This window comes from Niabella beijingensis, from assembly GCF_020034665.1.
Classification (GTDB): Bacteria; Bacteroidota; Bacteroidia; order Chitinophagales; family Chitinophagaceae; genus Niabella; species Niabella beijingensis.
The window spans coordinates 2,944,533-2,971,190 of sequence record NZ_JAIQDI010000001.1; the positions used below are offsets into that span (position 1 = coordinate 2,944,533).

The following is a 26,658-nucleotide window of genomic DNA, read 5'->3' on the forward strand; positions in this document are numbered from 1 at the left end:
AAGCGGGTCTTTGACATTTAAGCCGGTTCCAGCATGCGGCGCAAATAATTTACCTGCCCCAGGTGATAATTCAAATGCGCCAGCAGCTGCACCATTACATAATGATTGGGCCGTTTCGCATCATCAAAAGCGATCGGGTATTCCGCATCCATATCCAGTTTGCGCACTGTTTGAGTGATCAGTGGGATCAGTGTTTCCAGTTCTGTTACCAGCTGGGTTCTGGCCACATGTTTCCCTGAAAATTCGGCATCACGGTCACGGATATAACCGGTTTTAGCAAGTACAGTACCAAAAAGGTAATTCGACCCTCCAATAATATGAAGAGCAAGATTGCCTGCCGGGTTTTTCACCGATCCGTATAATTTCCACAGATCTTCTTCTCTTTTAAATAAATGGATCTCCTCCAGCAGCCGGCGGAGATCCCGCTCGTAAAAATCAGCCAGTACACTGTTTAACATCGTATTATTTTCCCTGTAAATTACAGCATCGGAACCACTGCGGGTACCGGATCATTGGTGACTTCTATTGTTGGGGATAAAAATAATAATGAGGAGTAATAAATATTTAACTGCTGCTGCCGGACAAAAAACGAGGAGTTGCTTATTTTTAAATAAAAATGGAACCCTTTACGATTCAAAGTATTGTTCCGGAAAAAGCATACAACACCTATGTGACCACCGCTGTCCTGAATCATCTTCCCGGCTTGCTCTATCTTATTTTTGGTCTGATCTGCTGGGTGCTGGCCGTCGTGGTCTGCGACTCCGGGACAGATCTCGACGTGGAACGCGCGGGATACCTCTTCCTGATCGGTCTTCTTTTTATTCAGAATCCGGTGAACAGGATCCTTAAGGCCCGCCGTGCCTTTAAGAAAGAACCGATACCACCTGCTGAAATGACCTTTCTGGAAGACCGCGTGATCATGAAGACCCGGTTTGAAGAAGGCTTCATAAAATGGGATGGATTTATCGCCGGCAGGGAAACGGCGGTATTTTTGATACTTTACCAAACCAGGCAGGGCGCCTATTTTCTTCTGAAGTCACTGTTCACCCCGGAACAACTGGCATTTATAAAATCCAGGGTACGGACGGTTGCATCCTGACCGGGCACAGGAACAGACTCGTTTTGTAATCCGTGTCAGCCGTAAGCAGCCGGGATGTCCGGGAATTTTATCGTATTTTCACAGCTTAATTAGTGCGATCAAATTTATGACAAATAAACAAAAACCGGTTATCGGTATTACCAGTGGTGATTTGAATGGCATTGGTATTGAGCTGATTGTTAAAACATTTTCAGATGCACGCCTGCTGGATATCTGCACGCCTGTTATTTTTGCGAACAACAAGGTGGTGAATTTTTACCGGAAAACGATCCCTGAAAGTAATTTCAGTTTTTATCATACCCGTGAGTTTGACAAGATCAACCCCAAGCAGGTGACCATTTTCAATTGCTGGGAGGAAGAGGTGAATATAACCCCGGGTACCCTAAATGAAACCGGGGGACGCTACGCGGTCACATCCCTGGAAACCGCCGTGGAAGCGCTGAAGGAAAAGCGTATCGACGGACTGGTGACCGCTCCCATCCACAAGACCAATGTACAGTCGGAGCAGTTTTCCTATACCGGACATACACCTTACCTCAAAACCAGCTTTAATGCCAAAGATGTGGTGATGATGATGTGCGCTGAAAACATGCGCGTGGCGCTGGTAACAGAACATGTTCCCATCAGTGAGGTAGCTCAAAACATTACTGCTGCAGCTATTTTAAGTAAACTTGCGATCATACACAGCAGTCTGCAACGGGATTTTGGCATCAGTAAGCCACGTATCGCGGTATTGGGACTGAACCCGCACGCAGGGGATGAAGGGTTGGTGGGCAATGAGGAACAAACGATCATTGCGCCGGCAGTAAAGCAGGCACGCAATAACAATATACTGGCTTTCGGCCCTTATAGTGCGGATGCCTTTTTTGCCAGGGGCCAACATGAAAAATTTGATGCGGTGCTGGCCATGTACCATGATCAGGGGCTGATCCCTTTTAAATCACTGGCACAGGGGGAAGGGATCAATTATACAGCCGGACTGGAGATTGTCCGCACTTCACCGGATCACGGGGTGGCATTTGATATTGCGGGTAAGGGCCGGGCAGATGCGGGATCATTTTTACAGGCAGTCTACTCCTGCGCCGATATCATCAGCCAGCGTGCGGAATACGGGGAGCAACGCGTTAATCCGCTTCGTAAGGTTTCGCCGGATGTGGTTTCCCGGCTGGAGGATGAAAAAATAGAGGAATAACTATTTTAAATAAGCTGAAATAAGAAGATCCTGTTGGTATTGCCGGCAGGATTTTTTGCGTATAAGGCTGATTAACAATTAGAAAGGGGTATAAAAAAATAAGAGGGGATACGATGACCTGGAAAGATCCGGTAGCCCACTCTTAAGCCCTCTAAACCGACATAAAAGTAGTATGCTTAAATATGAGTTTTAAATTTATTCGATGAATGCCCCGATTTTTAAGCCGGAAGCGGGAGAAAAAAAGGTGAAATAAAATTTGCTGGTGATTTTTTGATCATTTGGGTGTTTTTTTACGGATCCAGGCGCATTAAAAAAGCGGCCTCAGGGGCCGCTTTTCTATAGAATAAGGAGGCGGTTATTTATATAATCCGTCTTTTTTTGCTTTTTCTTCCACTTTGGCAGCGCGGTCCTTACTATCCGGGTGGCTGCTCAGCATTTTTTCGGTGTTGCTGGCCTTGGCCCCGCTGCTTAAATCGGCCAGTTTGTTAAATGCGCCGGCCATGGACATCACATTGTACCCGTTTCTTTTCAGGAATTCATAGCCATAATCATCTGCTTCCGATTCCTGCTTACGGCTGTATTTGGATTCAAGGATTGCGCTGGCAAACTGCCCCAGCTGGCTTTCACTGAGCTGGGCTACAGCTCCGGACTGGGAAGCCGCTGCATCGGTGATGGCCGCTCTTTTGTACGCTGCCCGGATGGCATCTCTTGTGTCTTTATTTTTTACATGTCCTATCTCATGCCCGATCACGGAAAGGATCTCTTCATCGGTCATCAGGTCCATTAATGCAGCAAATACACGGATGCTGCCATCTGCACAGGCAAAGGCATTGATGTCTTTAACCATATATACCTTGTAATTCAGGTTCAGCCCGTCCTCGCTTTTATGCTTGGCGAAGATCTTGTTCAGACGGATCGCATACGGATCATCCTCTTTGGCTACCGGATTGTTTTCGTCCATCCAGTCTACAGCCTGTTTGGCCAGTTTGGCGGCATCAGCATCACTGAAAGTGGCAGCTTTTACGCCTTTTTCCGCAGCGCCGATGGTTTTTGAGTTAAGTTTGAATTGAGCAAAAGAGGTGGTGCTCAGTGTGGAAAGGATAGCGAGTGATAAAACTACTTTCTTCATGTTTTTCGGTTTAATTATAAATGATGCGCCAAAGCTAAGTGGTTTTTGTTAAAGCAGTGTTACGAAATCAGGAATTTAGCAGTTGATTTACTGCCGTTACAGCAGCCTGCAGCCGCCCGGTGCCCGATCCCCTGATCTCCACCCAGGGGGTGGCCTGATCGATCAGGAGGGCTCTGTAGATCCGGAACAGCTCATCCCGCGTCTCCGGGTCGGGGTATTCCCTCAATTCATCCTGTACCCAGGGAAGATCGGTATTGCAAAGCAGGTAGAGGTCGTACCGGCGGGAAGCGATTGCATCCAGGATAAAAGTATGGCATTTATTAAAAACGAATTCGCACCATACTTTCATTACATACATATCCGTGTCGATAAAAAGCGGGGATGTACCGGCACGTTGAAGCCGGCTGCTGTGCTCGTCCTCCAGTGCCAGCTGGCCTTTGGCGATGACAAGCAGATCTTCGTAGTTATATTCTTTTCCGTTCTCGATAAGATAGCTACGTGCGTACTCGGGGCACCAGCCGGTGTGATAGTGCTGCGCCAGTGCTGCACACAAATTGCTTTTACCGGTGCTTTCAGGTCCTATGATCACAATTTTTTTCAGCATGATATCTTTATATTAACAAACGGGCTGGTGATTTAAAATACCGGGCTACTCCGGGGGATTCCGGTACCTGCGTATGGCACGCAGGTATCTGGCGCCCTTTTTCGTGTGGAAACGGGTGGGCATCTGTTTGAACCGGCCGTTGCGGTCGAAGGTCCATACAATAAAATGCAGATGGGGAAAATACGTGTACCCTGTATTTCCGCTGTAAGCAATAAGCTGTCCCTTTTTTACCGTATCCCCCACGTTTACCAGTACACTTTCTTTTTTCAGGTGCCAGTATCCTGCACGGGAGCTGTCGGCGTGCTGGATCACCACATAGTTGGCATGAGGGCGGTTCGATTTGCGGATGCCTCCCTGGTCGCCATCCTCCTTTGTGCGCACCACAACACCTTCTCTTGCTGCACATACAGGCGATCCGATCGGCATTTTAAAATCCAGTGCAGCCCTGCGTTTATGCGTGAACTGGGTAAAATAACCCTGTACCAGCGTTCGTGAAGTGCCTTTGGGATAGGGCAGGTCATAAACAAATGAACTGGTGTCGATGATCCTGCCCCGTTGCAGCCGGTGCGTCTCCCGGCGCAGGGGATTATTCATATAGCCGCAACCCGTAACCAATACAGTGATGCTGATGGATATGAAACAGATAAAGCGCATTAAAAAAGCGCCACCCTATTGGTGACGCTAACAAATGTATTGATTCTGATCCATTATTCGGCCTCAGCCACTACTTCCTTTACCTCAGGGATCATACGTTTCATCATTCCTTCAATGCCCGCCTTCAATGTGATCATAGAAGAAGGACAGCCGCTGCAGCTTCCCTGCATCATCAGGTTTACCACACCTTCATTGTAGCTCCGGAACTGGATCGCCCCGCCATCCATTTCCACAGCAGGCTTTACATAATTTTCCAGCAGCTCTTTGATCCGTTTTACCACATCATCATCATCTGCCGCAACTTCATTGCTGCTTTCTTTTTTAACGGTAACGACTTCATCTTCATTGATCACCACTTTTCCTTCTTCCAGGTAATCCTTCAGGAACTGACGGATGGAAGGGGTAACATCCTGCCATTCCGCATCTGCAGTTTTTGTGAGTGTTACAAAATTGCTGGCAATAAATACCGCCTTAATAAAAGGAAAACCAAATAATTCCGTAGCCAGGGGAGAGGGTTTTGCAGCTTCTGCGTCCGGGAAATCGATGCTTTTGCCCGGGTACAATAATTTATTGGCCACAAATTTCATCGTTTCCGGGTTCGGTGTCATTTCTGTATAAATACTAATCACGGGATTGCCTGTTTTTATCATGATATTCTGCTATTAATTTACAAATTTAACAATATTTGACCGTATTGGTTGAAAAGAGTGATCCGGAACGGATATATTGCAGTGATTTTGAACAGTGGCCCCGGGGTTAGAACATCCGGCGCCCGCGGGTTTCGAAAGTCAGAAGTATAAAATATTGGAAATTAACCGGATATGATTTCCGGGTGGATTATATCCTGAAAATAAAAACAATGAAGAAGATCTATTACCTTGGAACCTGTGATACCTGTAAAAAGATTATGGAGGATGCCGGTATCAGCACCGCAAGCGGATTTGAGTTACAGGATATCCGTACCGAAAAGATCACGCCCGCCCAACTGGCGGAAATGAAAAAAATGGCGGGCAGCTATGAGACCCTCTTCAGCCGCCGCGCTCTTTTATACAAAGAGCTGGGCTTAAAGGACAAAAAGCTTACAGAAGAAGATTACCGCGATTACATTTTAAAACACGATACATTTCTAAAGCGCCCGGTGGTGGTCATCGGCGACAAGATCTTTATCGGCAGCGAAAAGAAGAACATAGAAGCGTTGACCGCCGTTACGAAGCGATAGCTCTCTTCTTTTTTATGTGCAATACATAATACGCGATAACAGCGCTGACAAGCATCAGTGCGGTACCCAGTGCAAAAGGCGCACCCGGAAAATAAACCGGGGCTTTATCATGACTAAAATAATAGAACAAACCCGTCATGATGAGTGGTCCGAATATCGAGGTTAAACTCATCACACTGTTTAAGCCCCCCTGCAAGGCACCCTGTTCATTGGAGGGCACCTGCTCAGAGATAATGGACTGTAATGCGGGTCCTGCGATCCCTCCCATGCAATAAGGAACCAGGAAGGCGTACATCATCCAGCCCTGCGATGCAAAGGCAAAAAGGATCATGCCAAGCGCATACAGGAACAGTCCCGTATAAGCGCTTTTTTCATTTCCCAGTTTCGGGCTGGTATAGCGGATCAGACCCCCCTGAACAACCCCGACAAGTACACCCACAATAGCGAGCGAAATGCCCACTTCTTTTTCAGACCACCGGAACTGGTCCATGGTGAAGAAGCTCCAGTTGCTTTGAACCGCGTGCCCCCCGAGGAATACAAAGAAAAAGCACACTACGAGTTCAAGGATGGCAGGATATTTTAAAAACAGGAGCAGCGATCCCACGGGGTTTGCCTTGGCCCAGCTGAACGGTCTCCGGTTTTCCGGTTTCAGCGATTCGGGCAGCACAAAGTAACCGTAAAGGAAGTTTACAAAACACAGTCCTGCGGCAGCGAAGAACGGCGCCCTGATGCCCCATACAGACAATAATCCTCCCAATGCCGGTCCGATGATAAAGCCCAGGCCAAAAGCCGCCCCGATCAGTCCGAAATTTTTGGCGCGATTCTCATTGGTGCTGATATCTGCGATGTATGCAGTAGCTGCAGTAAAGCTGGCACCGGTTATGCCGGAAAGCACCCGCCCTACCACAAGTAACAGGTAGTTGTGAGCGAATGCCAGGATCAGGTAGTCGATACAAAATCCCAGGAGCGACATTAAGATAACCGGACGGCGTCCGTACCGGTCGCTTAAATTACCCAGCAGCGGGGAGAACAGGAACTGCATCAGCGCATAGGTCGTAATAAGATACCCGCCCCAGAGGCTGGCTTCGTTTACGGAAATATGCTTCAGTTCGGCGATCAGTTTCGGCATTACCGGAATGATCAGACCAAACCCGATCACATCGATGGTCATGGTGATGAATATAAAACCAATGGCGGCACTGCGCGGCTGTTTCATTTTGATTTGTTTAATGGTTTGGCGGAGAACAGGGATCGTAATAAAAGAAAGGCGCACTTTTTATTGCTGATCCCGGTTCAAAAAAAGGGCAGCAAAGATGAGTAATTTTTCCGGTTCACATAAAAGAATTTTCAAAAACTAAATAAATTTTTTTTAATAAACTTTTTAATTATTTTAATAAGTTTATTAAATTTGTATTAACGATTAGCTATGCAAAAAAGGGTACACTATAAGCGATTGGTCTTAAGGGAGTTTTATTATGTGGGTTCTCTTTCCTGTGCAGAGTTGAGTACCCGGATCGGTAAAAGCATTCCGTTTACCACCCAGCTATTAAGCGACCTGGCAAAAGAAGGTGTAGTGGTGGAGGATGGGCTGGCACCCTCCAATGGAGGTCGCCGGCCGGTAATGTATTCGGTAAAGCCGGAAGCGATGTACATCATAGCAGTGGCAATGGATCAGATGGTGACGCGTGTGGCGGTGATGGATTTTGACAATAAACCGGTAATGCCGCTGTTGCAGGAGGAGCTGAAACTGACCGATAACCCGGAAGTGTTGCTACATTTAAAAGTATTGATTGAAGGCGCGATAAAGAAAGCAAAGATCTCAAAAAAGAAAGTGCTTGGTGTGGGTATCGGGATGCCGGGTTTTATAGATCCGCAGAAAGGGATTAATTATTCCTTTGTTTCAACAGAAGACAGCAGTATTTCCGGTTACCTGCAAAAGGAACTGGACATACCGGCCTATATCGACAATGACTCCAGTATCATCGCCCTGGCGGAGCAGCATTTTGGTGCCGCAATGGGCGTTCCGGATGCCATGGTGGTGAATATCGGCTGGGGTATTGGTTTGGGGTTGATCCTGAACAACCAGCTGTACCGGGGTGGTAATGGCTTCGCGGGAGAGTTCAGCCATATTCCCTTTTTTGATAATAATAAGGTCTGCTCCTGCGGTAAACGGGGATGCCTGGAAACGGAAACCTCTTTGAAAGTGATTGTCGAAAAAGCAGCCCAGGGGCTGAAACGGAAGACCACATCAGCATTTCTGAAGAGGGATTTCCGTACGGACTCCATCGAGAAGGACTGGCAGGCGATTGTAAAGGCGGCCCAGCAGGGCGATGAGTATGTGGTGAGGTTGCTGACAGGGGCGGGATATGATATCGGTCGTGGTGTTGCGGTGCTGATCCATCTGTTCAACCCGGATCTGATCGTACTGAGTGGTCGCGGTTCGCAGGCCGGCCGTTTGTGGCAGGCCCCCGTCCTTCAGGCACTTGCCGAACATTGCATTCCCAGGATGACAAAGAATACGATGGTAACGGTATCGGAAATAGGATATCAGGCAGCATTGGTTGGCGCAGCGGCATTGGTAGCAGAAAACCTGATAACAGAGCGACGTCTTATAAACAACAAAACCGTTGCCCTGAGGCAACTACAATAAAATCTCTTACTATTTAAAAATTGCAAGTATGATGAAAAAACAATTGATTGCAACCGTTGTATTGCTGCTGATAAGTTGTTACAGCTTATTGGCGCAGACACGTACCATTACAGGTACCGTAAAAGATGCTCAGGGGAAGCCCGTTCCCGGTGCCACCGTAGCTGTAAAAGGCGCCGGAACTGCTGTTTCCACCGACGACGAGGGGAAATTTAGTATTCAGGTAAACAGCGATCAGGCTGTTCTTTCAGTATCTTCTGTTGGGTTTGCCCCCGGCGAGGTAACAGTGGGTGCCCAGGCAGTTGTAGATATTACGCTTGCTACGGCTGAAGGTAAATCAGAAGAAGAAGTAGTGGTGACCGCCCTTGGAATTAAGCGGGAAGCCCGATCGCTGGGATACTCCGCACAGACGGTTAAGGGAAGCGACCTTACTATTGCGCAAGCCCCTACCATAGCACAGGGGCTGATGGGTAAAGTAGCCGGCTTGCAGATCTCTCAATCCGGTGGTGGTGCTGATGGAGCTTCTTCCAGGATCGTGGTAAGAGGAAATACATTACTTACAGGAGACAACCGCGCATTGATTATTGTAGATGGTGTGGCGATCAATAATGACCCGGTCAATGTCAATAACAATAACGGAGGCAATGGTAAATCCGTACTGGGAGCTGTGGGGGCAGATGTTTCGGGAAACAACGATTGGGGTACCGGTATGAACCTCATCAACCAGGAAGATATACAAGACATCACAGTACTGAAAGGACCTGAAGCCGCTGCCTTATATGGAGCAAGAGGTGCGAATGGCGTGATCCTTATCACCCGTAAAAAAGGAGGGGATAAACCCGGATTGGGCGTGGATTACAGCTTCTCCTACCGGGCAACAAAGCCCTGGGAGCTTTTTGATTACCAGAATGAGTACGGTCAGGGTGGTGTTGCCAGTATGACCACGGCGGATCAGTCGAAATGGTTCCCGTACAATACAAAAGGACAACGCATGCAGATCGGCAATAATACCAATCCCGCAGATAATTATGTAGACAATTCTCATGGCCCGATGCCCTATCCCAAAGCGTACGATTTTTATACGTACTTCAGCTATCCGGGCAGCTATTCCTGGGGTCCGCGATTCGACGATCAGCCGATCATGAATTACGACGGCGTATTACGTCCTTATTCGGCACAGCCCAATAACTGGAAAGCATTTTTCCCGGATGGCTCGGTTGCACAACACAATGTATCCGTCTCCGGAGGTGGGGAGAAAGCGACCTTCCGTGTATCTTACTCAAGAAATAATACAAAGCCCAATATGATCAACAGTAAAATGTATTCCAATACATTTAACCTGGGATCCACGTTTAAGGTAAGTAATAAAGTATCGGGGGAGGTAACTTCCAGCTATGTTAACTTCTACCGGTTGAATGCACCGCAGATCGGCAGTAACTGGCAGGCAGCTGCCACTTATTCCATGGCACGTGATTATAACCCGCAACTGGCTTTTTCACAGGCATTTGGCCCGAACGGCGAACGGATGAACATTACAGACGGGAACGGGACCTACCCAGGATCAGATGTTCCGGCCTATCCTTATAATACCGGATACCTGAATAACCAGTACTGGGGTCTGTTAAAGAACAATAATGATTTTACACGGAACCAGTTTCTGGGTAGTTTAAAACTTACAGCAGAGCTGACCGATTTTCTGAGTGTAACTGCACAGGGAGGGGTAGACAATTCGAATGATGCGGCTACTTTTATTACCTATCCCACAGATGTGCTGGGAAAGGCGGACGGTGTTTATAAAGAGACAATGGGAAGGAACCAGAGCCGGACACTGACCGCATTTTTAAGAGCACATAAAGAGGGTATTTTCAACGAAAATTTTAATGCGAGCATCACAGTGGGAGGGGAAAGCTATTACAGAAATGATAAAAGTATCAGCAATGCTACAAGGGCACCGTTTGTAAAGCCCTTTATCTTCGCCCTGAACAATGGCACACCGCCCAACGATCCTGCGGAGGAATTAAAATATGCCAAGAAGATCAACTCTGTTTACTCTTTTTTAAATCTTTCTTATAAGAACTTATTGTTTCTGGAGGCAACCGCACGCAATGACTGGTCGAGTACATTACCTCCTGCCAATAACAGTTATTTTTATCCTTCTGTAAACCTGGCGTACGTGTTTTCGGATGGTATCAGCGGAATAAAAGAAAACCTGCCCTGGCTGGACTTTGGAAAATTTAAGCTTTCTTATGCTGAAACAGGAAGTGATACCGACCCTTATTACATCCACAATCTGCTGGAGAGCAATACTTATAACGGGGATCTGGCTTCCAGTCTGCCGCTGGCGCTGAAAATAGATGATGTAAAACCGGCCCGGAGCAGGGCATTTCAGGTGGGCTTAAATCTGGGAATGCTTCAGAACAGGTTAACAGTGGATGTTACGGCTTACTGGATGAAGAGCTTTAACCAGATCCTGAACAACCCGCTGCCATACACTTCAGGGTATAACTCCATTTCTATTAACACCGGATCCCTGGGAAATAGTGGTATAGAAATTATCTTGAATGCCACACCAGTGAAAACCGACAACTTTTCCTGGAATATTGGTTTGAATGCAGCCAATTCAAGAACGAAAGTACTGGAGCTGGCAGATGGTATTGATGAGTTAAATCTTGGTAACTATTTTGGTGGTGCCGGTATTTCCCAGCGGGTAAAGGTGGGTGAATATTACGGAACATTATATGGTAAGGACTATACCTATCTGAACGGGCAAAAAGTAGTAAAGCGCGCTGAAGGTACCGACGGGAAACCCTTGACATATACGGCCAACGGCCAAACCTATTATGCTGGTACACAATGGGTATTAACGCCCAATGAAGTACCTATTGGCAATTCACAACCTTTTGTAACCGGTGGTATTACCAACACGTTCCGGTACAAGAATTTTTCCCTGTATGTACTGACCGATGCGAAAATTGGCGGAGATACTTACTTTGGATCCTACGCAGCAGCGATGGGAAGCGGCACCTTAAAGGAAACGCTGAAAGAACGTAACGGCGGCGGTTTGCCCTATACCTATCCCGATGGTACAACAGGTAACGTAGGCGTGAATTTCGGAGGTGTATTTGCGGATGGCACACCCAATACCGATGTGGTACATTATCTCTGGTATTATGCCGGCACTTATTCTGCCTGGAATCACATCGGTGTACCCCGCTCTGCAGCGGTGTTTGAAAATTCGTGGATGAAGTTAAGAGAGCTGTCATTATCGTATCAGGTGCCAACGCACATTGTAAAAGCGACAAAATTCCTGCAGAACCTGAATCTTTCGGTTTATGGACGCGATCTGTTCTACATCTTTACCACTATACCCAAAGGACTGAACCCCGAAGGAGTAAACGGTATCGGAAATATTCAGGGCATTGAATATGCTTCTATGCCCAAAACCCGCTCTTTTGGGTTTACCATAAAAACTGCATTCTGATTTAAGGAAGGATTTATTAACTTAATAAAGATGACGATCATGATACAAAATATAACTACTAAGATTGTAAGCAGACTGACAGTGGTTGCCTTGTTTTTTACGGCCACCTCCTGTACAAAGGGCTTTGAAGAGCTCAACGCTCCTTACAAAGATGTAACTGTTAATACAGCATCTCCGGCGGCACTTTTCAACCAGCTTTCCCGTAATGCCACCAATGAGGATTATACCCTGCATACGGGTTTGCTTATGCCGATCACCAACCAGCAGGGTGTGCAGAATGTGACGACCCCTTACACCAACTATATCTCCAGCTTCTGGAACAATTACTACCAGGACCTGGCGGACTATAAGCTGATCATTAAACTGATCAGTGAAAGCACCAGTCCGGACGCCTATACCAATCTGAAATCCATCTCCACCATCCTGATGGCATCTAAAACCTTATCTATGCTGGATCGGTATGGCAGCATTCCCTATTCCAAGGCAGCAGAAGCAACAAATGGAGCCACCAGCTATCGCCCGGAATATGATGATGAGGCATCAGTTTATAAGTCGGTGTTAGCTGATTTGGAAACTTCTGTAAATGCTATAAAAATCGGTGCGGAAGCCACCGGCCAGGTAGCCCTCGGCAACAGTGAATCGTTTCTGGCAAGTAATTATACTTCCTGGATAAAATTCGGTAATGCATTGCGTCTGCGCTATGCAGTACGGCTTTATTCAAAAGAAACAGCGCTGGCGGGCACCATCATTACTGATATCCTGAACGGGAATAAGCCGCTGCCCGATGCAACCACCTATGCAGATATGGAAGCCATGCGGCAAAATAACTACGGCAACTATCCGCAGATCGTCGTCCCCCAGAATCCCGATTATGGCGACCGCCTGTGGTATGCCTTCCGGGAGGTTTCGGTAAGCAATATCCGTTTGAGCAGCAATGTATGGAACCAGCTGTCATCCACCAATGCCAACAATGGTTCCGGTATCTTTGATCCCCGTACCTATGTTTGGTTTATGCCCAACAATGCCGGAAAATGGGTCCCACAGCCGCAGGACAAGTCGGTGGCAGAAGGGTCCAGTTCTCTTTATCCAAATACCGGTACGAATGCACCGGCGGAGCCCAATACATTGAAGGATAATAAATTTTCCGGGTTTAACTTTTACCTGGTAAGAGATCATACTGCATTGCCTTACATTATTATATCCGGGGCGGACGTGCATTTACTGAAGGCGGAGATCTATGCGCGCGGTATGGGCGTATCAGCTGATTTTGGAAAGGCCAACCAGGAATACAGGGCCGGATTGACGGCATCGGTTAATTTCTGGTACACCTATGTGAAGACGACCACCGGTGGCATATGGCCTTCTTCGAAACCGGTACTGGCCGCAGCTGCTATTTCGAATTTTCTGGCTCATCCTAAAGTAGCATTGAAAGCGGGCGATAATGTTGGAAATCTCAGGAAGATCATTACGCAGGCGTGGCTGGCTGCCCTTTGGGAACAGCCGGAGGCCTGGGCTATTGTACGCAGAACAGGGCTTACTCCTAAAGATGCAGTATATGCACCACAAGTGTTTAACAAATTGCCCTATCCCAATGATGAAGAAGTAAATAACCGGGATAATTGGATGAAGGTGACCAACGGCGAAACCCCGGATGCCCAGGCTACAAAGAAAGTATATTGGATGCCGTAATAGATGTCGTACTCTAGGGAAACAAAGGGCCCAAATCTGGGCCCTTTTTTAAACGTTGTGTCTGGTTTTTTGTTTTAAAGCATTTTCTACGTGTAACGGTTATTGCGTAATAAATTTTTTTTAACAAACTTTTTAATTTATTTAATAAGTTTGTTAAATTTGCATTAACAATGTTGCTATGCAAAAGAAAATTCACTATAAAAAGTTGGTCTTAAGAGAGTTTTATTATGCGGGCTCTCTTTCCTGTGCAGAGTTGAGTACCCGGATCGGTAAAAGCATTCCGTTTACCACCCAGCTATTAAGCGACCTGGCAAAAGAAGGTGTAGTGGTGGAAGATGGGCTGGCACCCTCCAATGGAGGTCGCCGGCCGGTAATGTATTCGGTAAAGCCGGAAGCGATGTACATCATAGCAGTGGCAATGGACCAGATGGTGACGCGTGTGGCGGTGATGGATTTTGACAATAAACCGGTAATGCCGCTGTTGCAGGAGGAGCTGAAACTGGCTGATAACCCGGAAGTGTTGCTGCATTTAAAAGTATTGATTGAAGGCGCGATAAAGAAAGCGAAGATCTCAAAAAAGAAAGTGCTTGGTGTGGGTATCGGGATGCCGGGTTTTATAGATCCGCAAAAAGGGATCAATTATTCTTTTGTTTCTGTTGATGATAACAGCATCTCCGGTTACCTGCAAAAAGAGCTGGATGTTCCGGTTTATATCGATAATGATTCCAGTATCATCGCCCTTGCGGAGCAGCATTTTGGAGCGGCCATGGGTGTTGGGAATGCGATGGTGGTGAATATCGGCTGGGGTATTGGTTTGGGATTGATCCTGAACAACCAGCTGTACCGGGGTGGTAATGGTTTTGCGGGAGAGTTCAGCCACATTCCTTTTTTTGATAACAACAAAGTTTGTTCCTGTGGCAAGCGGGGTTGTCTGGAGACGGAGACTTCATTAAAGGTGCTCATAGATAAGGCGGAGCAGGGATTGAAAAAGAGGGCATCGTCGGCTTTTCTGAAGAAGGACTTCCGCACGGGTTCGATGGAGAGGGACTGGCAGGCGATTGTAAAGGCGGCCCAGCAGGGCGATGAGTATGTGGTGAGGTTGCTGACAGGGGCGGGATATGATATAGGTCGTGGTGTTGCGGTGCTGATCCATCTGTTCAACCCGGATCTGATCGTATTGAGTGGTCGCGGTTCGCAGGCCGGCCGTTTGTGGCAGGCACCCGTCCTTCAGGCACTTGCCGAACATTGCATACCACGACTGGTGGGTAATACGCTGGTTAAAATGTCCACATTAGGGCACAAAGCCGAACTGGTAGGTGCTGCTGCGTTGGTACTCGAAAACCAGGCCAGAATGAAAGAAAAGCATAAAATGGCTGTTTTATAAACCAGGATTTTTTAATGATTAAATGAGAAAGAATGAACCAGGCAAAAGTATCTTCTTGGTCAATATCTGATTAAATGCAGGCCTGCGCAACAGTTCTTTTCAGGAGCTGAGGGTGTTGCATGGTCAGTACAGAACCCTAGTATCCTTTTCGCGAATGAAAACAATCCCTGTTGCTAAAGGCAATGGCTAAATCCTGCCAGCAGGACTCCGTATTCATGAGAAATGTGCCCACCGGTTACGGCGGGAACAGATCGTTATTGTTCAGATAATCCACCAAGCCAAAATTTTTTAATTATTTAAATGAGAAAAAATGAACCGAACAAAAGTATTCATTGTATTGATTGCGTTGCTGCTCAGTAGCACAACGCTGCTTGCCCAGGTAAAACGTACCATTACCGGGGTAATTACCGACAGCGAAGGCAAGCCGGTGCCGGGTGCTACTGTATCGATCAAGGGTGCAGACAAAGCAACACTCACTGATGAACAGGGGAATTACAGCATTGAAGTTACAAGCAATAATGCTGTATTAGAAGTATCATCTGTAGGGTTTATAAGTAAGAATGTAAAAGTGACCACCGAAAGTTCTTTAAACATTGCATTAGACGATACAGGTGGAAAATCAGAGGATGAGGTGGTAGTTACAGCATTGGGTATAAAGCGGGAAAAGCGATCATTGGGATACGCTACATCAACAATTAACGGAGATGAGCTGCTGAAGGCGGGAGCAACGCAAAACCCCTTTCTTGCTTTATATGGTAAGGCTGCAGGTGTTGGGGTTAATATAGGCTCTGGTGGTCCAACAGCGGGAGTTAACGTTCGGATAAGAGGTGCTGCCGGACTAGAATCAGGGACGAATACAAGACCTTTATTTGTTGTGGACGGTGTGCCTATGTATGATGAGAAGACATCAATGGACAGCAGAGGATACGATCCCTTAAATTCCTTTGACTATGGATCTGGAATCAATGATATCAACTCCGATGATATAGAGTCTATTGAAATATTAAAAGGGGCAAAGGCCACAGTACTATATGGTAGCCAGGCATTAAACGGGGTAGTACTTATAACGACAAAGGCCGGAAGAAAAACAAGAGGTCTGGGTGTACAATTATCTCACCAAATCACGATAGACAAACCATTTACCTTTATCGATTTTCAGAATGAATATGGTTCAGGGGACAGCATAACTGCAATTCAATACGCGACCTTAAATGGCAAGCAGGTAAGAAAATTACCATTAAGCAGGTTCAGCTTCGGGCCTAAATTTGATGGTAGCCCAATAATGCTTTACGACAGTACGATGGGGTCCTATGCAGCGCAACCTAATAATTTTATTGATTTTTTCCGGACCGCGATCAATAATCGCACAAATGTCGCTGTCGCAGGGGGAGGTAGTATGGGAAGTGTTCGGGCTTCTTACACAAGAAATAACTATGAGGATATATTAGACGGCTTTACACAGAAGCAAAATTCATTCAGTTTTAATGGTAACTTTAAAGTATCGCCATTTGCAACATTTGAGTTCATCAATAATCTCTATACAGTAAATACGAGGAATCGTCGTCCTAATATCCAACAGTTGGTTGCAACAGGATTGAACAGAGATTATGATTACAATTGGATGAGAAGTTTTTATCATGACGCTGATGGCTTCCGGAAAGATCTGGACCCTTACGGATTGGCCGGAAGTTCACCAGGTTACTGGCCAAATGCTATTGCAAATATATTGTGGGAGCAAAATGACAACCTGGATAAGGACAATAAATTTCACCTGGTAAGTGCCGTTAAGTCAACATTGCAATTTACTAAAGAGTTTTCGTTTATTGGACAAGCTTCTATTGACTATACGAATACAGACTTTATTACGGAAAACAAGATAACAAGAATGTCTCCGACCAGAACCGGAGGCAAATATAGCTGGACAAAACGTAATACGACAGTTCAAAATTATCAGGGATTATTAAAGTATGAAAAAGACTTTAATAATGATCTGAACTTTTTCTTCTACGGCGGAGGGGCGTATCAGAAAATTACTGCTAATAATAGCTATGTTTCTACCGGGAATATGGGACTCATTTATCCTGATTGGTTTTCTATGGCCAATGCAGATATCAGGGGATGGCCAACAGCAGGCGGGATGAGCCAGGTATTAGGAATGACAAGGGGATCGGATGTTTTATACAGTGTTTTGGGATCTGCTACATTATCATATAAAAGCACCTATTATCTTGAAGCACAAGCTCGAAACGACTGGAATTCGACTCTGCAATCTCCAAACAATTCTTACTTCTATCCCGGGCTCTCGCTCACCTGGAATTTTACAAATGATTTTACATTGCCCAAATTGAAGTATGGTAAATTGAGATTCGCCTGGGCAGATGTGGGTGGAGGACCCAGTACAGCAACAGGTGACCGATATTTTGCGAATAATTCCTTTAGTGTAAGTCAGTTACCTTATTCTTATGGTCCCGTGGTGGTAACACCTCCAAGTTCTTTGTTTCTTGAAATGATCAAGCCTTTTAGAAAAAGGGAATTTGAAGTTGGTTTTAATACCCGATGGTTTGAACAAAACAGGTTAGAAGTTGATTTCTCCTTCTATACTAATAATACCTACAATCAGATCGTTTCTCAACCTCTGTCAGAGGCAACTGGTTATAAAACTGCTAAGATCAATACTGGAAATCTGAAAAACTGGGGGTATGAACTGTTTATAAAAGCAGCCCCGCTGGTAACAGAAAAATACAGATGGGAGGTGACATTTACAGGGGCCAATCAACTTTCGAAGGTATTAAAATTGTATCCGGGGATCAAACAGAAATATATTGATGGGAATTCCGGATTCCAGGTTTTTGCTGAAGAAGGAAAAAGAATCGGAGAAATAAAGGCGTATGATTATCAGAGAGATCCGAATGGCAATAAAGTTGTTGGTAGTAATGGGTTATATAAACTGGAAGATCAGGTTACCTATACCGGTAAGAATGTGAACCCTAAAATGTTTGGAGGGTTATACAGCGATTTCTTCCTAAAGGGATTTAACCTGCATTTTGGGTTGGATTACAAGTTCGGGGGTACGATTTTCTCTTATACAAATAATTACTTGATGGGTACCGGAGTCATCAAAGCCAGCCTGCCAGGAAGAGACGAAGAGCATGGGGGTGTTGCCTACTATATCGACAAGGACAATGGGAACAAAGTACAATGGGAACATAATAAACCGGCACCGTCTAATGCAAGGAATGGAGTTGTGTATCATGATGGAATTATACTTGATGGCGTAAAAGAGATTGCAAGCGGAGGACAGACAACCTACGCGAAAAATGATATTATCGTTGCTGCACCTAATTATTATCAGACCTATGTTAATGATCTAAGCACTTCCTGGCCTCCAGACCGGTTATTTAAAAATGATTATATAAAAATCAGAGAGTTGGCTTTGCAATATACATTACCAGTAAGACTGGTGCAGCGTGTGGGGTTGCAAAAATTGACACTTACGGCTGCTGCCCGAAATCTCGGATACATTTATAAAACAGTTCCGAATATTGATCCGGAAGGTGCGCTCGGAGCTCAGGGGTATATTGAAAATTCCTTTTACCCATCCATTCGCTCGTATTCTTTCGGCGTTAATGTCAGCTTTTAATCAACTGTAGCATTCACAATTCAATTTTAAAAAATGAAAAAGATATTATTAGGATTGATAACGATGTCATTATTATTTTCTTCTTGTAAGAAGAATTTAGATAATGAATTTTTCAATCCAGAAAACTACGATAAAACGGGAAATCTTTTTGGAGGACTCTTTACACGTACCATGTTTAACTGGAAAATCTATGTGCAGGATTATGGTGAATATTGGTGGGAAATTGCCGGTAGTGGAGCTATGGGTGTATTGGGGTACACTCAGGTGTCTCAACGATATATCACGAATCGATACGACTGGTTTGGCAGTTATGATGACCTGAGCGGAACAAACGGATTTGGAAATGCTACTTCTTTATGGCAGGGCCGACTGGGCTCATTTTACACCGGACTAAATACATGGGCAGTAATGAAGGATAATCTGACAAAGGTTTCGGGGCAGGAGCTGGATGACAATCAGATTTATTTCGAGCTTACTTCAGTAATAAAAGATTATGCTGCACTACTTGCAGTTGATTTTTATAACTCAATCCCTTATTCAGAGGCGTTCAAGGGCTCTGAGCGGGTTTTTTTCCCCAAGTACGATGATCCCAAAGGTATCTATGTAGGTGTTTTAGATGAACTAAAACGTATATCCGAAGAATTGCCTGCAGTTTATGATAAAATGTCGGCATCTGCTAAAGCGACTTTTAATACCCAGGACATAGCGTTCAAGGGTGATTTAAATAAATGGATCCAATATATTAATGCGATCCGGCTTAAATATGCGCTTCGGATTTCAGGTGTGGAAGAGCAGACTGCAAAAACGCATATACAGGATGTTTTATCTAAAAATAATTTACCCGCTGCTGATATGGTTTTTGTAATGCCTTATGCACTGGACCCAAGGAATGGCGGAGAATGGGTAAGAGGGCTTAATGAAGGCTGGCCGGGAACCTTTATTCCAGACATTATCATGCGACGCATGAATAAGAATAATGTCTTGTATGAAGCAGGGACTGATGATCCCCGCTTGCCTGTTATTGCCTTTCCTACGAATAAAAGTAATTTGACAGCGACTCCTGCTGTTGGGGCTTATCAAGGGGTGAATATGAATGCAGATGGGCAGAAACCCGGATATGATGGCGGCGAACGTTATTATACAGGCGGCATTCTTGGGGATATTAATGAACATCTCGCACAAAATTCAAGGTCGCTTTATAATTTTGTAACCATCACGCTTAATGATAAATTTCCGGTTTATATGATGTCATTGGCAGAGGTCGATTTGCTACTGGCTGAAATTGCTGCAAAAAACCTGGGGTCAACGGGAAAATCTGCGGGAGAGCATGTTAAGGACGCTATAACCCATTCCACAGACTTTTGGTATGCCAGAAACGCAGAAAGTAGTTATGTAACAAATGTGCCTGTGCTACATCCGGGCAAACCTTCCTCAGCAACTATAGCAATGTATGCCGATTCCTTGTCCGCAAGAGTGAATAATAGAGGGGCCCTGGAAGAAAAAATGGAGCTGATTATGCAGCAAAAATTTATTCACTTAAATGTGATGTGTCCATATGAATTATGGACCGAGCAAAGAAGAACCAGACATCCGAAGTTGGAACCGCTCACTTTCAATACAAAGGTAATGAAACCGTTCCCTGAGAGGTTGCGATATCCCACAGCAGAACAACAAAACAATCCTGATAACTATAATACAGTAAAAGGGGAGGATAATTTTACCAGCCCTATATTTTGGGTACCTCAAAATCTAAGAACTGTAAATCCATATTGGGATAATTACAATTACGAATAAATAGAAGGAAGAAAGGTATAAGGCCACCTGTAATGGTGGCCTTATATATTATGAGACCAGATACTTTACTTTGTTTATTAATTTTACGCGATCTTCTTAATTTTTTTAATGATTCGTTTAAGTCGTATATATACAGTGTTTTTTTGTTTATTACTTTTCTTTAGAATAGGAGTAAACGCCCAGCAACTCCCATATAAAGATCCCAAATTACCGGTGGAACAACGGGTTCAGGACCTGCTGCGCCGTATGACGCCGGAGGAAAAATTCTGGCAGTTGTTTATGATACCCGGTGATCTGGAAAAAGCAACACCGGGTCAATATAAAAACGGACTCTTTGGCTTTCAGGTAAACGCTGCCACCTCCGGAAATGGTGATGCTGCACAACAACTGCTCCGCTATAACAGCGGAAAGGAAAATGCAGCGGGACTGGCAAAAAAGATCAATGGTATTCAGCGGTATTTTGTTGAAAAAACAAGACTGGGGATCCCTCTGATCTTTTTTGATGAAGCCCTTCATGGTCTGATCCGGGACGAGGCCACGGCCTTCCCCCAGGCAATTGCCCTGGCGGCAACCTTTGATACATTGACAATGCAACGGGTGGCGAATGCGATTGCAGACGAAACAAAACAACGGGGCATACGGCAGATACTGACCCCGGTAGTAAACCTCGCGAGCGATGTACGCTGGGGCAGAACGGAAGAGACCTACGGAGAAGACCCTTTTCTGACCAGCGAAATGGCCGTGGCATTTGTAAGTGCCTTTGAAAAGAAAAATATTATTACCACGCCCAAACATTTTGTGGCAAACGTGGGTGAAGGAGGGAGGGATAGCTATCCCATTCATTTTGGCGAACATTATCTTGAGGAAACTCATTTTCTGCCTTTTAAAGCCTGCTTTTCGAGAGGTGGCAGCCGGTCCGTGATGACCGCATATAATTCCCTTGACGGAACTGCCTGTACTGCTAATTCCTGGTTATTGAATACAAAGTTGAAAAAAGAATGGGGGTTTAATGGTTTTGTGATCTCAGACGCCGGAGCGACAGGTGGGGCACTGGTGTTGCATCATACGGCAAAGGATTATCCCGAATCGGGAGCACAGGCGATCAGCGGAGGGCTGGATGTTATTTTCCAGACAGATTACCAGCATTATAAATTATTTGATACGCCATTTTATGACGGGCGGATCAGTGCAGAACGGATCGATGATGCAGTGGCGCGGGTGCTCCGGGCTAAATTTGAACTGGGTCTGTTTGAAAACCCCTATGTGAACGAAAAGGCTGCGGCAATAAAAACGGATCACAAGCCGCTGGCAAAACAGGCGGCCATGGAGTCAATGGTGTTGCTAAAGAATGAGAAGAACCGGCTGCCTCTTTCCACAGGTATTAAAAAACTGGCGGTAATCGGAACGGACGCCATTGAAGCAAGACTGGGAGGATACAGCGGCCCGGGTATTAATAAGGTCTCGATATTGGATGGATTGAAAGAAAAGCTGACACCTGCTACGGAACTATTGTATGCCCCGGGGCCAGGCAGAAAAGAACAGGCATGGGAGCTTTTTCCGGAAAACTGGTTGTGGCACAGCGAGGGAAAGCAACTGAAACCGGGATTAAGCTTCGTGGTATTTGACAATATCCGCATGGAGGGGAAGCCGGTAACCCAAGGCATTGATAGAACAGTGGACAAACTGTGGACCTTGTCCCGACCCGCAGCGCAATTACAGCAGGACTTTTATTCCGTGCAATGGACTGGGGTGATAAAACCGTCCGTATCGGGCAGCTATAAAATAGGACTCAGCGGCAATGACGGTTTCCGCCTATACTTAGATGACCTGCTGGTGATTGATAACTGGAAAAAAGGTTCGTTCAATACAATGCTCACTCCCGTTTCTTTTGAGAAAGCCCATTCTTATAAAATAAAAATAGAGTATTACGAGCCTGTGGGCAATGGTAAACTTCAGCTGGTTTTTGAACCGGCAGATGACCGCAGAGAAAAAGTAAAAGAAGCGGTGGCGTTGGCAGGAAAAGCTGATGCCGTGGTAGTAGTAGCGGGCATTGAAGAAGGGGAATTCCGCGACAGGGCGATGTTATCGTTGCCGGGGATGCAGGAACAATTGATAAAAGAAGTGGCAGAAACGGGTAAACCGGTTATTGTAGTATTGATCGGAGGAAGTGCCATCACTATGAATAACTGGATCGATAAGGTGGATGCTGCTCTGATGGCCTGGTATCCGGGTGAGGAAGGCGGACATGCCATAACAGATGTGTTGACCGGAGCCTATAACCCTGCCGGGCGATTGCCGGTTACATTTCCATTAAATGAAGCACAACTGCCGCTGGTTTACAATCATAAGCCAACCGGCCGCGGTGATGATTATGTAAATTTATCCGGCCGGCCACTTTTCCCTTTTGGTTTCGGATTAAGTTATACCCGATTTGAATATAGTGATCTGAGGCTGGACCGGAAAACCATTAGCTCCTCCGATTCTGTTTATATACGTTTTACCATAAAAAATACAGGCAGTAAAACCGGGGCGGAAGTCCCACAATTATATATCAGGGATGATGAATCTTCCCTGGCACAACCAGTGCTGTCTTTAAAAGGGTTCAAAAGAGTGCTTCTGAAGCCGGGCGAGACCCGGGAACTGGATTTTTTGATCCGCCCCGGGTTATTACAAATACTGAACGGGCAGATGCAGTGGGTTGTGGAACCCGGCAACTTCAGTATTATGATCGGTGCTTCATCAGCGGATATCCGGTTAAGAACAACATTGAAGGTTCAGTAAATACCGTTCACCCTTGTTGCATTAATACCATCCTTTACGTTTCACAGGTTAAGGCAATATCTTTTGCTGCGAACTTTTTAATGACAATCTGTTTATGCGTAATACAATCTTTATTCTGACGATAGTTTTGCTGGGGGGCGCCTGTTCAAAACATTCAGATAAACCGGTTCCCAATCCGGGTAATCGCATTTTTGGTGAATGGCAGCATACCGCGTCCTACATTTCACCCGGCGGCCCTGTAGACTGGGCATCTGTAAAAAACGGTGCTTTTCTGATAATTCATGAAGATTCGAGCTATCTGGTTAAAAATACCGACTTTAAATTCTGGCCCTACAGTCAGTTGCTGGAAAGCGGGAAACTGGGAGCAACAAAAAAGTGGGACAGGAAACTAACCTATGCTCTTCCGAATGGGAAAAGTGACACAGCATTTTATTACCCGATACGGGTAAACCAAGACACCCTGGAATTGGCCGGCCTCTGCATTGAAGGCTGTGTCTACCGGTTCCGGAAAATAAAATAACGGGTTTTACCGCACTTCTTCAAACACACCGGTTTGTCGGTTCTTACGTACATTATCCGCTTTGAAATAGCGGCCATTCATGGCAACATAAACACCATGCGGAAGGGATTGTGCAAAGGCGACCGCACTGCCGAGGTTAAAGAGGCCGTCGGAGCTGCCGAATTTAATGGGGATCATGGCTCCCGTAAGAACAATGGTCTTGTCCTGGATCCGGCTGGCCAGCAATTGGGCCGTAACCGACATGGTATCGGTACCATGAGTGATTACAATCTGTTCTTCCTCGCATTGTTCGCACTGATGGGCGATAAGAAGGCGGTCTTCGTCGGTCATTTCAAGACTGTCCACCATCATCAGCGTCCGGATCTCAACCGGGACCGTGTTACGGCCTTTCTCCAGAAGATCATGCAGGTGGGTGTCTTTAAAATAAAGTTCCCCGTTCAGCATATTGTATTCCTTGTCAAAAGTGCCGCCGGTTATAAAAATACGTATTGCCATGTTTGTATCTGACTGATTAGGAGTTCTGCAGCAACAGCTGCGCGCATAAAAGTACAAAACCTGGCCTTTACCCGCAACTGGTAAAAGCAGTCAGCAGATATTTTCTAACGATATTGTTTTTGAGATAAAATTTCAATAGTCAATGGGCCTGTTACTTGAACAGATCTGACCGGAGGATCGAAAATTATTTATATTATATAGTGCTGCGCCATTTATCACGGGAAAGGATCATGTTATAGGTCCGCCAGGTTTTACCGTTCACTTCCTTCAGGGTTTCTGCTCCGGGATTTATTTCAAAGCCACATCGTTCATAGCATCGGATGGCGGAAGTATTCCAGTCGAACACGTTCAGCTCTACCAGCGGAGCCCGGAACTGTTCGAAGGCGACCTGCAACAGTTGCTCCATCAACGGTGTGCAAAGACCACGACCACGATAGGCCCTGTTGCCGATAACCACTTTCCCGATCTTTACCGAATGTTCCTGCTGATAAAGTTCACAGTGCCCGATAAGTATATTTGTTTGTGCGTCGGTAACAGCGAATGAGTGCCGGTTGGGGTCGGCGGCGGAAGCTTCCAGCTGTGCTGGTGTTACCGGAAACCGGAGCCAGCTGCCGGCGATCTGCATCACCGTTTCCGCACTATCCATCCAGGATATAAAAGTGCCAAAATCAGCTTGGATAAAAGGTCGTAATCGGATCATTTTTTTCTGCTTCTTAACCGGGCCTCTTCCAGATCGAGCTCCCATTCCTTTTCTTTAATAAGTGTTTCACTAAAACGCCGGTTGATGCGGTAATTGGTCAGTTCTTTTCTTTTAAGATCGATCAGTTCCAGCAGCAACTGGCGGAATTTTGGCATCGGGTCCTCCGTGGCGGGCAATTCAGCGGCCATTCCCAGTTTTCTTTTTGCGGCATCGATCATATGACTGTAGCGGTTCCGGGTCAGCAGGAACGGCTCGCTGTGCTCCAGTTCTTTCTTGTAATTCCTGTCGATATACTCCAGTGCACGTGTTGCCAGTTCCAGTTTCAGTTGCTGGTTTTCCTCCTGTAGTTTGTCTTCACTTCCGTCTTTGATCTTTAGCAGCCGTATAAGTGGCGAAATGGTAAGCCCCTGCAATACCAAGGTAACAATGATGACCACAAAAGTGATAAAAAGGATCAGGTACCGGTAAGGAAATTCAACGCCTTCCTTCAGATAAAACGGGATGGCCAGTGCCGCAGCCAGTGATACCACACCACGCATCCCACACCAGGCAACAAGAAAGGTTTCCTTGTTGGATGGAACCACCACCGAAGGGCCCCATTTTCTTTTTATGCGCAGCCGGATGTAATTGGAGGTATACACCCATACAATGCGGATGACGATCACGGCCAGACTGATGATGAGCCCGTATACTAGTGCCTCCTTGACGGTGTTCTTTGTAAAGTTGGAAACAATAAACGGCATCTGAAGCCCGATAAGTATAAATATAAAGCCATTGAGCAGAAAAGTGAGCGTACTCCATACGCTGGTGGTATTGATCCGCGATTGATAAGTGAACATTCGGTGTGAGTGATAGCTTAAAAACAATCCGCCGGCCACCACAGAAAGCACCCCCGAGCACTGAAAATGTTCTGCTACCAGGTACATCACGTAAGGAGATATCAGCGTAAAAGCAGTATCGATCGCGGTAGTGGTAGGAAAGAAACGGTGGATCAGGTAGATGACTGCGGCGATTGCCAGACCAATGAGCGCTCCCATCCCGGCCACGATAAAAAAACTTTGGGTGGCATCCCAGGCATTGAACTGACCGGAGATCACAGCAAGCAACGCAAACCGGTATACAATAAGGCTGGAGGCATCGTTGACCAGACTTTCACCTTCAAGCAGGTTCACCACACCGCGCGGAACCTTAAGTCCTTTTAACACGGATGTGGCCGCCACAGCATCCGGCGGCGAAATAATACCCCCCAGTACAAATCCCAGTGCCAGCGTAAAACCCGGGATCAGCGCCTGCGAAAGGAATGCAATAATGGTGGAGGTAAAAAAGACCAGTCCAAAGCCCAGCAGGGCAATACGCCGTCTTAATTTCCAGAAGTCGATCCAGGGCATTTGCATGGCAGCTGAGAACAACACCGGGGGAAGAAAGATCAGGAATACGATCTCCGGATTGATCTTTATTTCCGGTGTACCCGGCACCATGCTGATGATCAGCCCGGCGATCACCAGAAATATCGGGTAGGATATTTTAAGCTTGTTGCCCAGCATCGTAAGCATGGTGATCACAAAAAGCATCGTAAGGATCAGTAAGAGTCGACTTTCAATCATGCTTTAAGATACAAAAAATAAGAACG

Annotated in this window: 20 protein-coding genes; 11 read left to right on the forward strand and 9 right to left on the reverse strand. The window is 45.9% G+C overall.

Translation table 11 applies throughout. The features are described from left to right. Positions 1 to 17: 17 nt before the first annotated feature. On the reverse strand, positions 18 to 458 hold the full coding sequence (locus K7B07_RS12335) for a DUF1572 family protein (protein ID WP_223710022.1): 441 nt from the start codon (positions 456 to 458) through the stop codon (positions 18 to 20). A gap of 158 nt (positions 459 to 616) precedes the next feature. Here K7B07_RS12335 and K7B07_RS12340 point away from each other — a divergent pair, with 158 nt between their 5' ends. Both K7B07_RS12340 and pdxA read left to right on the forward strand, forming a co-directional pair. Further along, positions 617 to 1,099: a YcxB family protein gene (locus tag K7B07_RS12340; protein WP_223710024.1), complete on the forward strand. Its 483-nt coding sequence runs from the start codon at positions 617 to 619 to the stop codon at positions 1,097 to 1,099. Positions 1,100 to 1,205: 106 nt separating this feature from the next. Beyond that, positions 1,206 to 2,291 (forward strand): 4-hydroxythreonine-4-phosphate dehydrogenase PdxA, encoded by a 1,086-nt coding sequence (gene pdxA, locus K7B07_RS12345; RefSeq protein ID WP_223710025.1) that lies wholly within the window; start codon positions 1,206 to 1,208, stop codon positions 2,289 to 2,291. Between the two features lie 355 nt (positions 2,292 to 2,646). Here pdxA and K7B07_RS12350 read toward each other — a convergent pair whose 3' ends face one another. The 4 genes from K7B07_RS12350 to K7B07_RS12365 all read right to left on the reverse strand — a co-directional run bounded on the left by K7B07_RS12350 (position 2,647) and on the right by K7B07_RS12365 (position 5,328). Next, positions 2,647 to 3,420: a M48 family metallopeptidase gene (locus tag K7B07_RS12350; RefSeq protein WP_223710027.1), complete on the reverse strand. Its 774-nt coding sequence runs from the start codon at positions 3,418 to 3,420 to the stop codon at positions 2,647 to 2,649. Between the two features lie 67 nt (positions 3,421 to 3,487). Further along, positions 3,488 to 4,024 carry an AAA family ATPase gene (locus K7B07_RS12355; protein ID WP_223710029.1) on the reverse strand — a complete coding sequence of 179 codons (537 nt, stop codon included), beginning with the start codon at positions 4,022 to 4,024 and terminating at the stop codon, positions 3,488 to 3,490. A gap of 45 nt (positions 4,025 to 4,069) precedes the next feature. Then, positions 4,070 to 4,678, reverse strand: coding sequence for a M23 family metallopeptidase (locus tag K7B07_RS12360; protein ID WP_276225266.1), 609 nt, complete (start codon positions 4,676 to 4,678; stop codon positions 4,070 to 4,072). A gap of 53 nt (positions 4,679 to 4,731) precedes the next feature. Next, entirely contained in the window at positions 4,732 to 5,328 is a 597-nt protein-coding gene (locus K7B07_RS12365) for a NifU family protein (protein ID WP_223710031.1), read from the reverse strand. A 209-nt stretch (positions 5,329 to 5,537) separates the two neighbouring features. Between K7B07_RS12365 and K7B07_RS12370 the strand changes: the two genes are divergently transcribed. Beyond that, a complete protein-coding gene (locus tag K7B07_RS12370; RefSeq protein ID WP_223710033.1) occupies positions 5,538 to 5,897 on the forward strand; it encodes an arsenate reductase family protein in 360 nt (119 codons plus the stop codon). On the opposite strand, the gene K7B07_RS12375 is transcribed toward K7B07_RS12370, so the two are convergent. After that, positions 5,884 to 7,113 carry a TCR/Tet family MFS transporter gene (locus K7B07_RS12375; RefSeq protein ID WP_223710034.1) on the reverse strand — a complete coding sequence of 410 codons (1,230 nt, stop codon included), beginning with the start codon at positions 7,111 to 7,113 and terminating at the stop codon, positions 5,884 to 5,886. The two genes, K7B07_RS12370 and K7B07_RS12375, sit on opposite strands and share 14 nt — an antisense overlap. Before the next feature lie 210 nt (positions 7,114 to 7,323). Between K7B07_RS12375 and K7B07_RS12380 the strand changes: the two genes are divergently transcribed. The 8 genes from K7B07_RS12380 to K7B07_RS12415 all read left to right on the forward strand — a co-directional run bounded on the left by K7B07_RS12380 (position 7,324) and on the right by K7B07_RS12415 (position 23,833). Beyond that, positions 7,324 to 8,547 carry an ROK family protein gene (locus tag K7B07_RS12380; protein WP_223710036.1) on the forward strand — a complete coding sequence of 408 codons (1,224 nt, stop codon included), beginning with the start codon at positions 7,324 to 7,326 and terminating at the stop codon, positions 8,545 to 8,547. Between the two features lie 28 nt (positions 8,548 to 8,575). Further along, complete coding sequence (locus K7B07_RS12385) at positions 8,576 to 12,025, forward strand: SusC/RagA family TonB-linked outer membrane protein (protein WP_223710038.1); 3,450 nt, start codon at positions 8,576 to 8,578, stop codon at positions 12,023 to 12,025. Positions 12,026 to 12,064: 39 nt separating this feature from the next. Beyond that, positions 12,065 to 13,714: a SusD/RagB family nutrient-binding outer membrane lipoprotein gene (locus tag K7B07_RS12390; RefSeq protein ID WP_223710040.1), complete on the forward strand. Its 1,650-nt coding sequence runs from the start codon at positions 12,065 to 12,067 to the stop codon at positions 13,712 to 13,714. A gap of 178 nt (positions 13,715 to 13,892) precedes the next feature. Beyond that, positions 13,893 to 15,098, forward strand: a complete 1,206-nt coding sequence (locus K7B07_RS12395) for an ROK family protein (protein WP_223710041.1) — start codon at positions 13,893 to 13,895, stop codon at positions 15,096 to 15,098. A gap of 310 nt (positions 15,099 to 15,408) precedes the next feature. Then, positions 15,409 to 18,738, forward strand: coding sequence for a SusC/RagA family TonB-linked outer membrane protein (locus K7B07_RS12400; protein WP_223710043.1), 3,330 nt, complete (start codon positions 15,409 to 15,411; stop codon positions 18,736 to 18,738). Positions 18,739 to 18,771: 33 nt separating this feature from the next. Continuing rightward, on the forward strand, positions 18,772 to 20,532 hold the full coding sequence (locus K7B07_RS12405) for a SusD/RagB family nutrient-binding outer membrane lipoprotein (RefSeq protein ID WP_223710045.1): 1,761 nt from the start codon (positions 18,772 to 18,774) through the stop codon (positions 20,530 to 20,532). 213 nt (positions 20,533 to 20,745) lie between these two features. Next, positions 20,746 to 23,313: a glycoside hydrolase family 3 C-terminal domain-containing protein gene (locus K7B07_RS12410; RefSeq protein WP_223710047.1), complete on the forward strand. Its 2,568-nt coding sequence runs from the start codon at positions 20,746 to 20,748 to the stop codon at positions 23,311 to 23,313. 94 nt (positions 23,314 to 23,407) lie between these two features. Continuing rightward, positions 23,408 to 23,833, forward strand: coding sequence for a hypothetical protein (locus K7B07_RS12415; RefSeq protein ID WP_223710048.1), 426 nt, complete (start codon positions 23,408 to 23,410; stop codon positions 23,831 to 23,833). 6 nt (positions 23,834 to 23,839) lie between these two features. Here K7B07_RS12415 and K7B07_RS12420 read toward each other — a convergent pair whose 3' ends face one another. The 3 genes from K7B07_RS12420 to K7B07_RS12430 all read right to left on the reverse strand — a co-directional run bounded on the left by K7B07_RS12420 (position 23,840) and on the right by K7B07_RS12430 (position 26,632). Next, entirely contained in the window at positions 23,840 to 24,328 is a 489-nt protein-coding gene (locus K7B07_RS12420) for an asparaginase domain-containing protein (RefSeq protein WP_223710050.1), read from the reverse strand. A gap of 193 nt (positions 24,329 to 24,521) precedes the next feature. Continuing rightward, positions 24,522 to 25,028 carry a GNAT family N-acetyltransferase gene (locus K7B07_RS12425; RefSeq protein ID WP_223710052.1) on the reverse strand — a complete coding sequence of 169 codons (507 nt, stop codon included), beginning with the start codon at positions 25,026 to 25,028 and terminating at the stop codon, positions 24,522 to 24,524. After that, positions 25,025 to 26,632 (reverse strand): Na+/H+ antiporter, encoded by a 1,608-nt coding sequence (locus K7B07_RS12430; RefSeq protein WP_223710054.1) that lies wholly within the window; start codon positions 26,630 to 26,632, stop codon positions 25,025 to 25,027. Before K7B07_RS12430 ends, K7B07_RS12425 begins: the two co-directional genes overlap by 4 nt. Between the last annotated feature and the right edge of the window lie 26 nt (positions 26,633 to 26,658).

Excerpts from the sequence above, each read along its gene's own strand:
- K7B07_RS12430 (WP_223710054.1), bottom strand. The coding sequence starts at position 26,632 with ATGATTGAAAGTCGACTCTTACTGATCCTTACGATGCTTTTTGTGATC.
- K7B07_RS12420 (WP_223710050.1), bottom strand. The coding sequence starts at position 24,328 with ATGGCAATACGTATTTTTATAACCGGCGGCACTTTTGACAAGGAATAC.
- K7B07_RS12370 (WP_223710033.1), top strand. The coding sequence starts at position 5,538 with ATGAAGAAGATCTATTACCTTGGAACCTGTGATACCTGTAAAAAGATT.
- K7B07_RS12355 (WP_223710029.1), bottom strand. The coding sequence starts at position 4,024 with ATGCTGAAAAAAATTGTGATCATAGGACCTGAAAGCACCGGTAAAAGC.
- K7B07_RS12380 (WP_223710036.1), top strand. The coding sequence starts at position 7,324 with ATGCAAAAAAGGGTACACTATAAGCGATTGGTCTTAAGGGAGTTTTAT.
- K7B07_RS12335 (WP_223710022.1), bottom strand. The coding sequence starts at position 458 with ATGTTAAACAGTGTACTGGCTGATTTTTACGAGCGGGATCTCCGCCGG.
- K7B07_RS12400 (WP_223710043.1), top strand. The coding sequence starts at position 15,409 with ATGAACCGAACAAAAGTATTCATTGTATTGATTGCGTTGCTGCTCAGT.
- K7B07_RS12340 (WP_223710024.1), top strand. The coding sequence starts at position 617 with ATGGAACCCTTTACGATTCAAAGTATTGTTCCGGAAAAAGCATACAAC.
- K7B07_RS12365 (WP_223710031.1), bottom strand. The coding sequence starts at position 5,328 with ATGATAAAAACAGGCAATCCCGTGATTAGTATTTATACAGAAATGACA.
- K7B07_RS12405 (WP_223710045.1), top strand. The coding sequence starts at position 18,772 with ATGAAAAAGATATTATTAGGATTGATAACGATGTCATTATTATTTTCT.
- K7B07_RS12350 (WP_223710027.1), bottom strand. The coding sequence starts at position 3,420 with ATGAAGAAAGTAGTTTTATCACTCGCTATCCTTTCCACACTGAGCACC.
- K7B07_RS12395 (WP_223710041.1), top strand. The coding sequence starts at position 13,893 with ATGCAAAAGAAAATTCACTATAAAAAGTTGGTCTTAAGAGAGTTTTAT.
- K7B07_RS12375 (WP_223710034.1), bottom strand. The coding sequence starts at position 7,113 with ATGAAACAGCCGCGCAGTGCCGCCATTGGTTTTATATTCATCACCATG.
- K7B07_RS12425 (WP_223710052.1), bottom strand. The coding sequence starts at position 25,028 with ATGATCCGATTACGACCTTTTATCCAAGCTGATTTTGGCACTTTTATA.
- K7B07_RS12390 (WP_223710040.1), top strand. The coding sequence starts at position 12,065 with ATGATACAAAATATAACTACTAAGATTGTAAGCAGACTGACAGTGGTT.
- K7B07_RS12415 (WP_223710048.1), top strand. The coding sequence starts at position 23,408 with ATGCGTAATACAATCTTTATTCTGACGATAGTTTTGCTGGGGGGCGCC.
- K7B07_RS12385 (WP_223710038.1), top strand. The coding sequence starts at position 8,576 with ATGATGAAAAAACAATTGATTGCAACCGTTGTATTGCTGCTGATAAGT.
- K7B07_RS12360 (WP_276225266.1), bottom strand. The coding sequence starts at position 4,678 with ATGCGCTTTATCTGTTTCATATCCATCAGCATCACTGTATTGGTTACG.
- pdxA (WP_223710025.1), top strand. The coding sequence starts at position 1,206 with ATGACAAATAAACAAAAACCGGTTATCGGTATTACCAGTGGTGATTTG.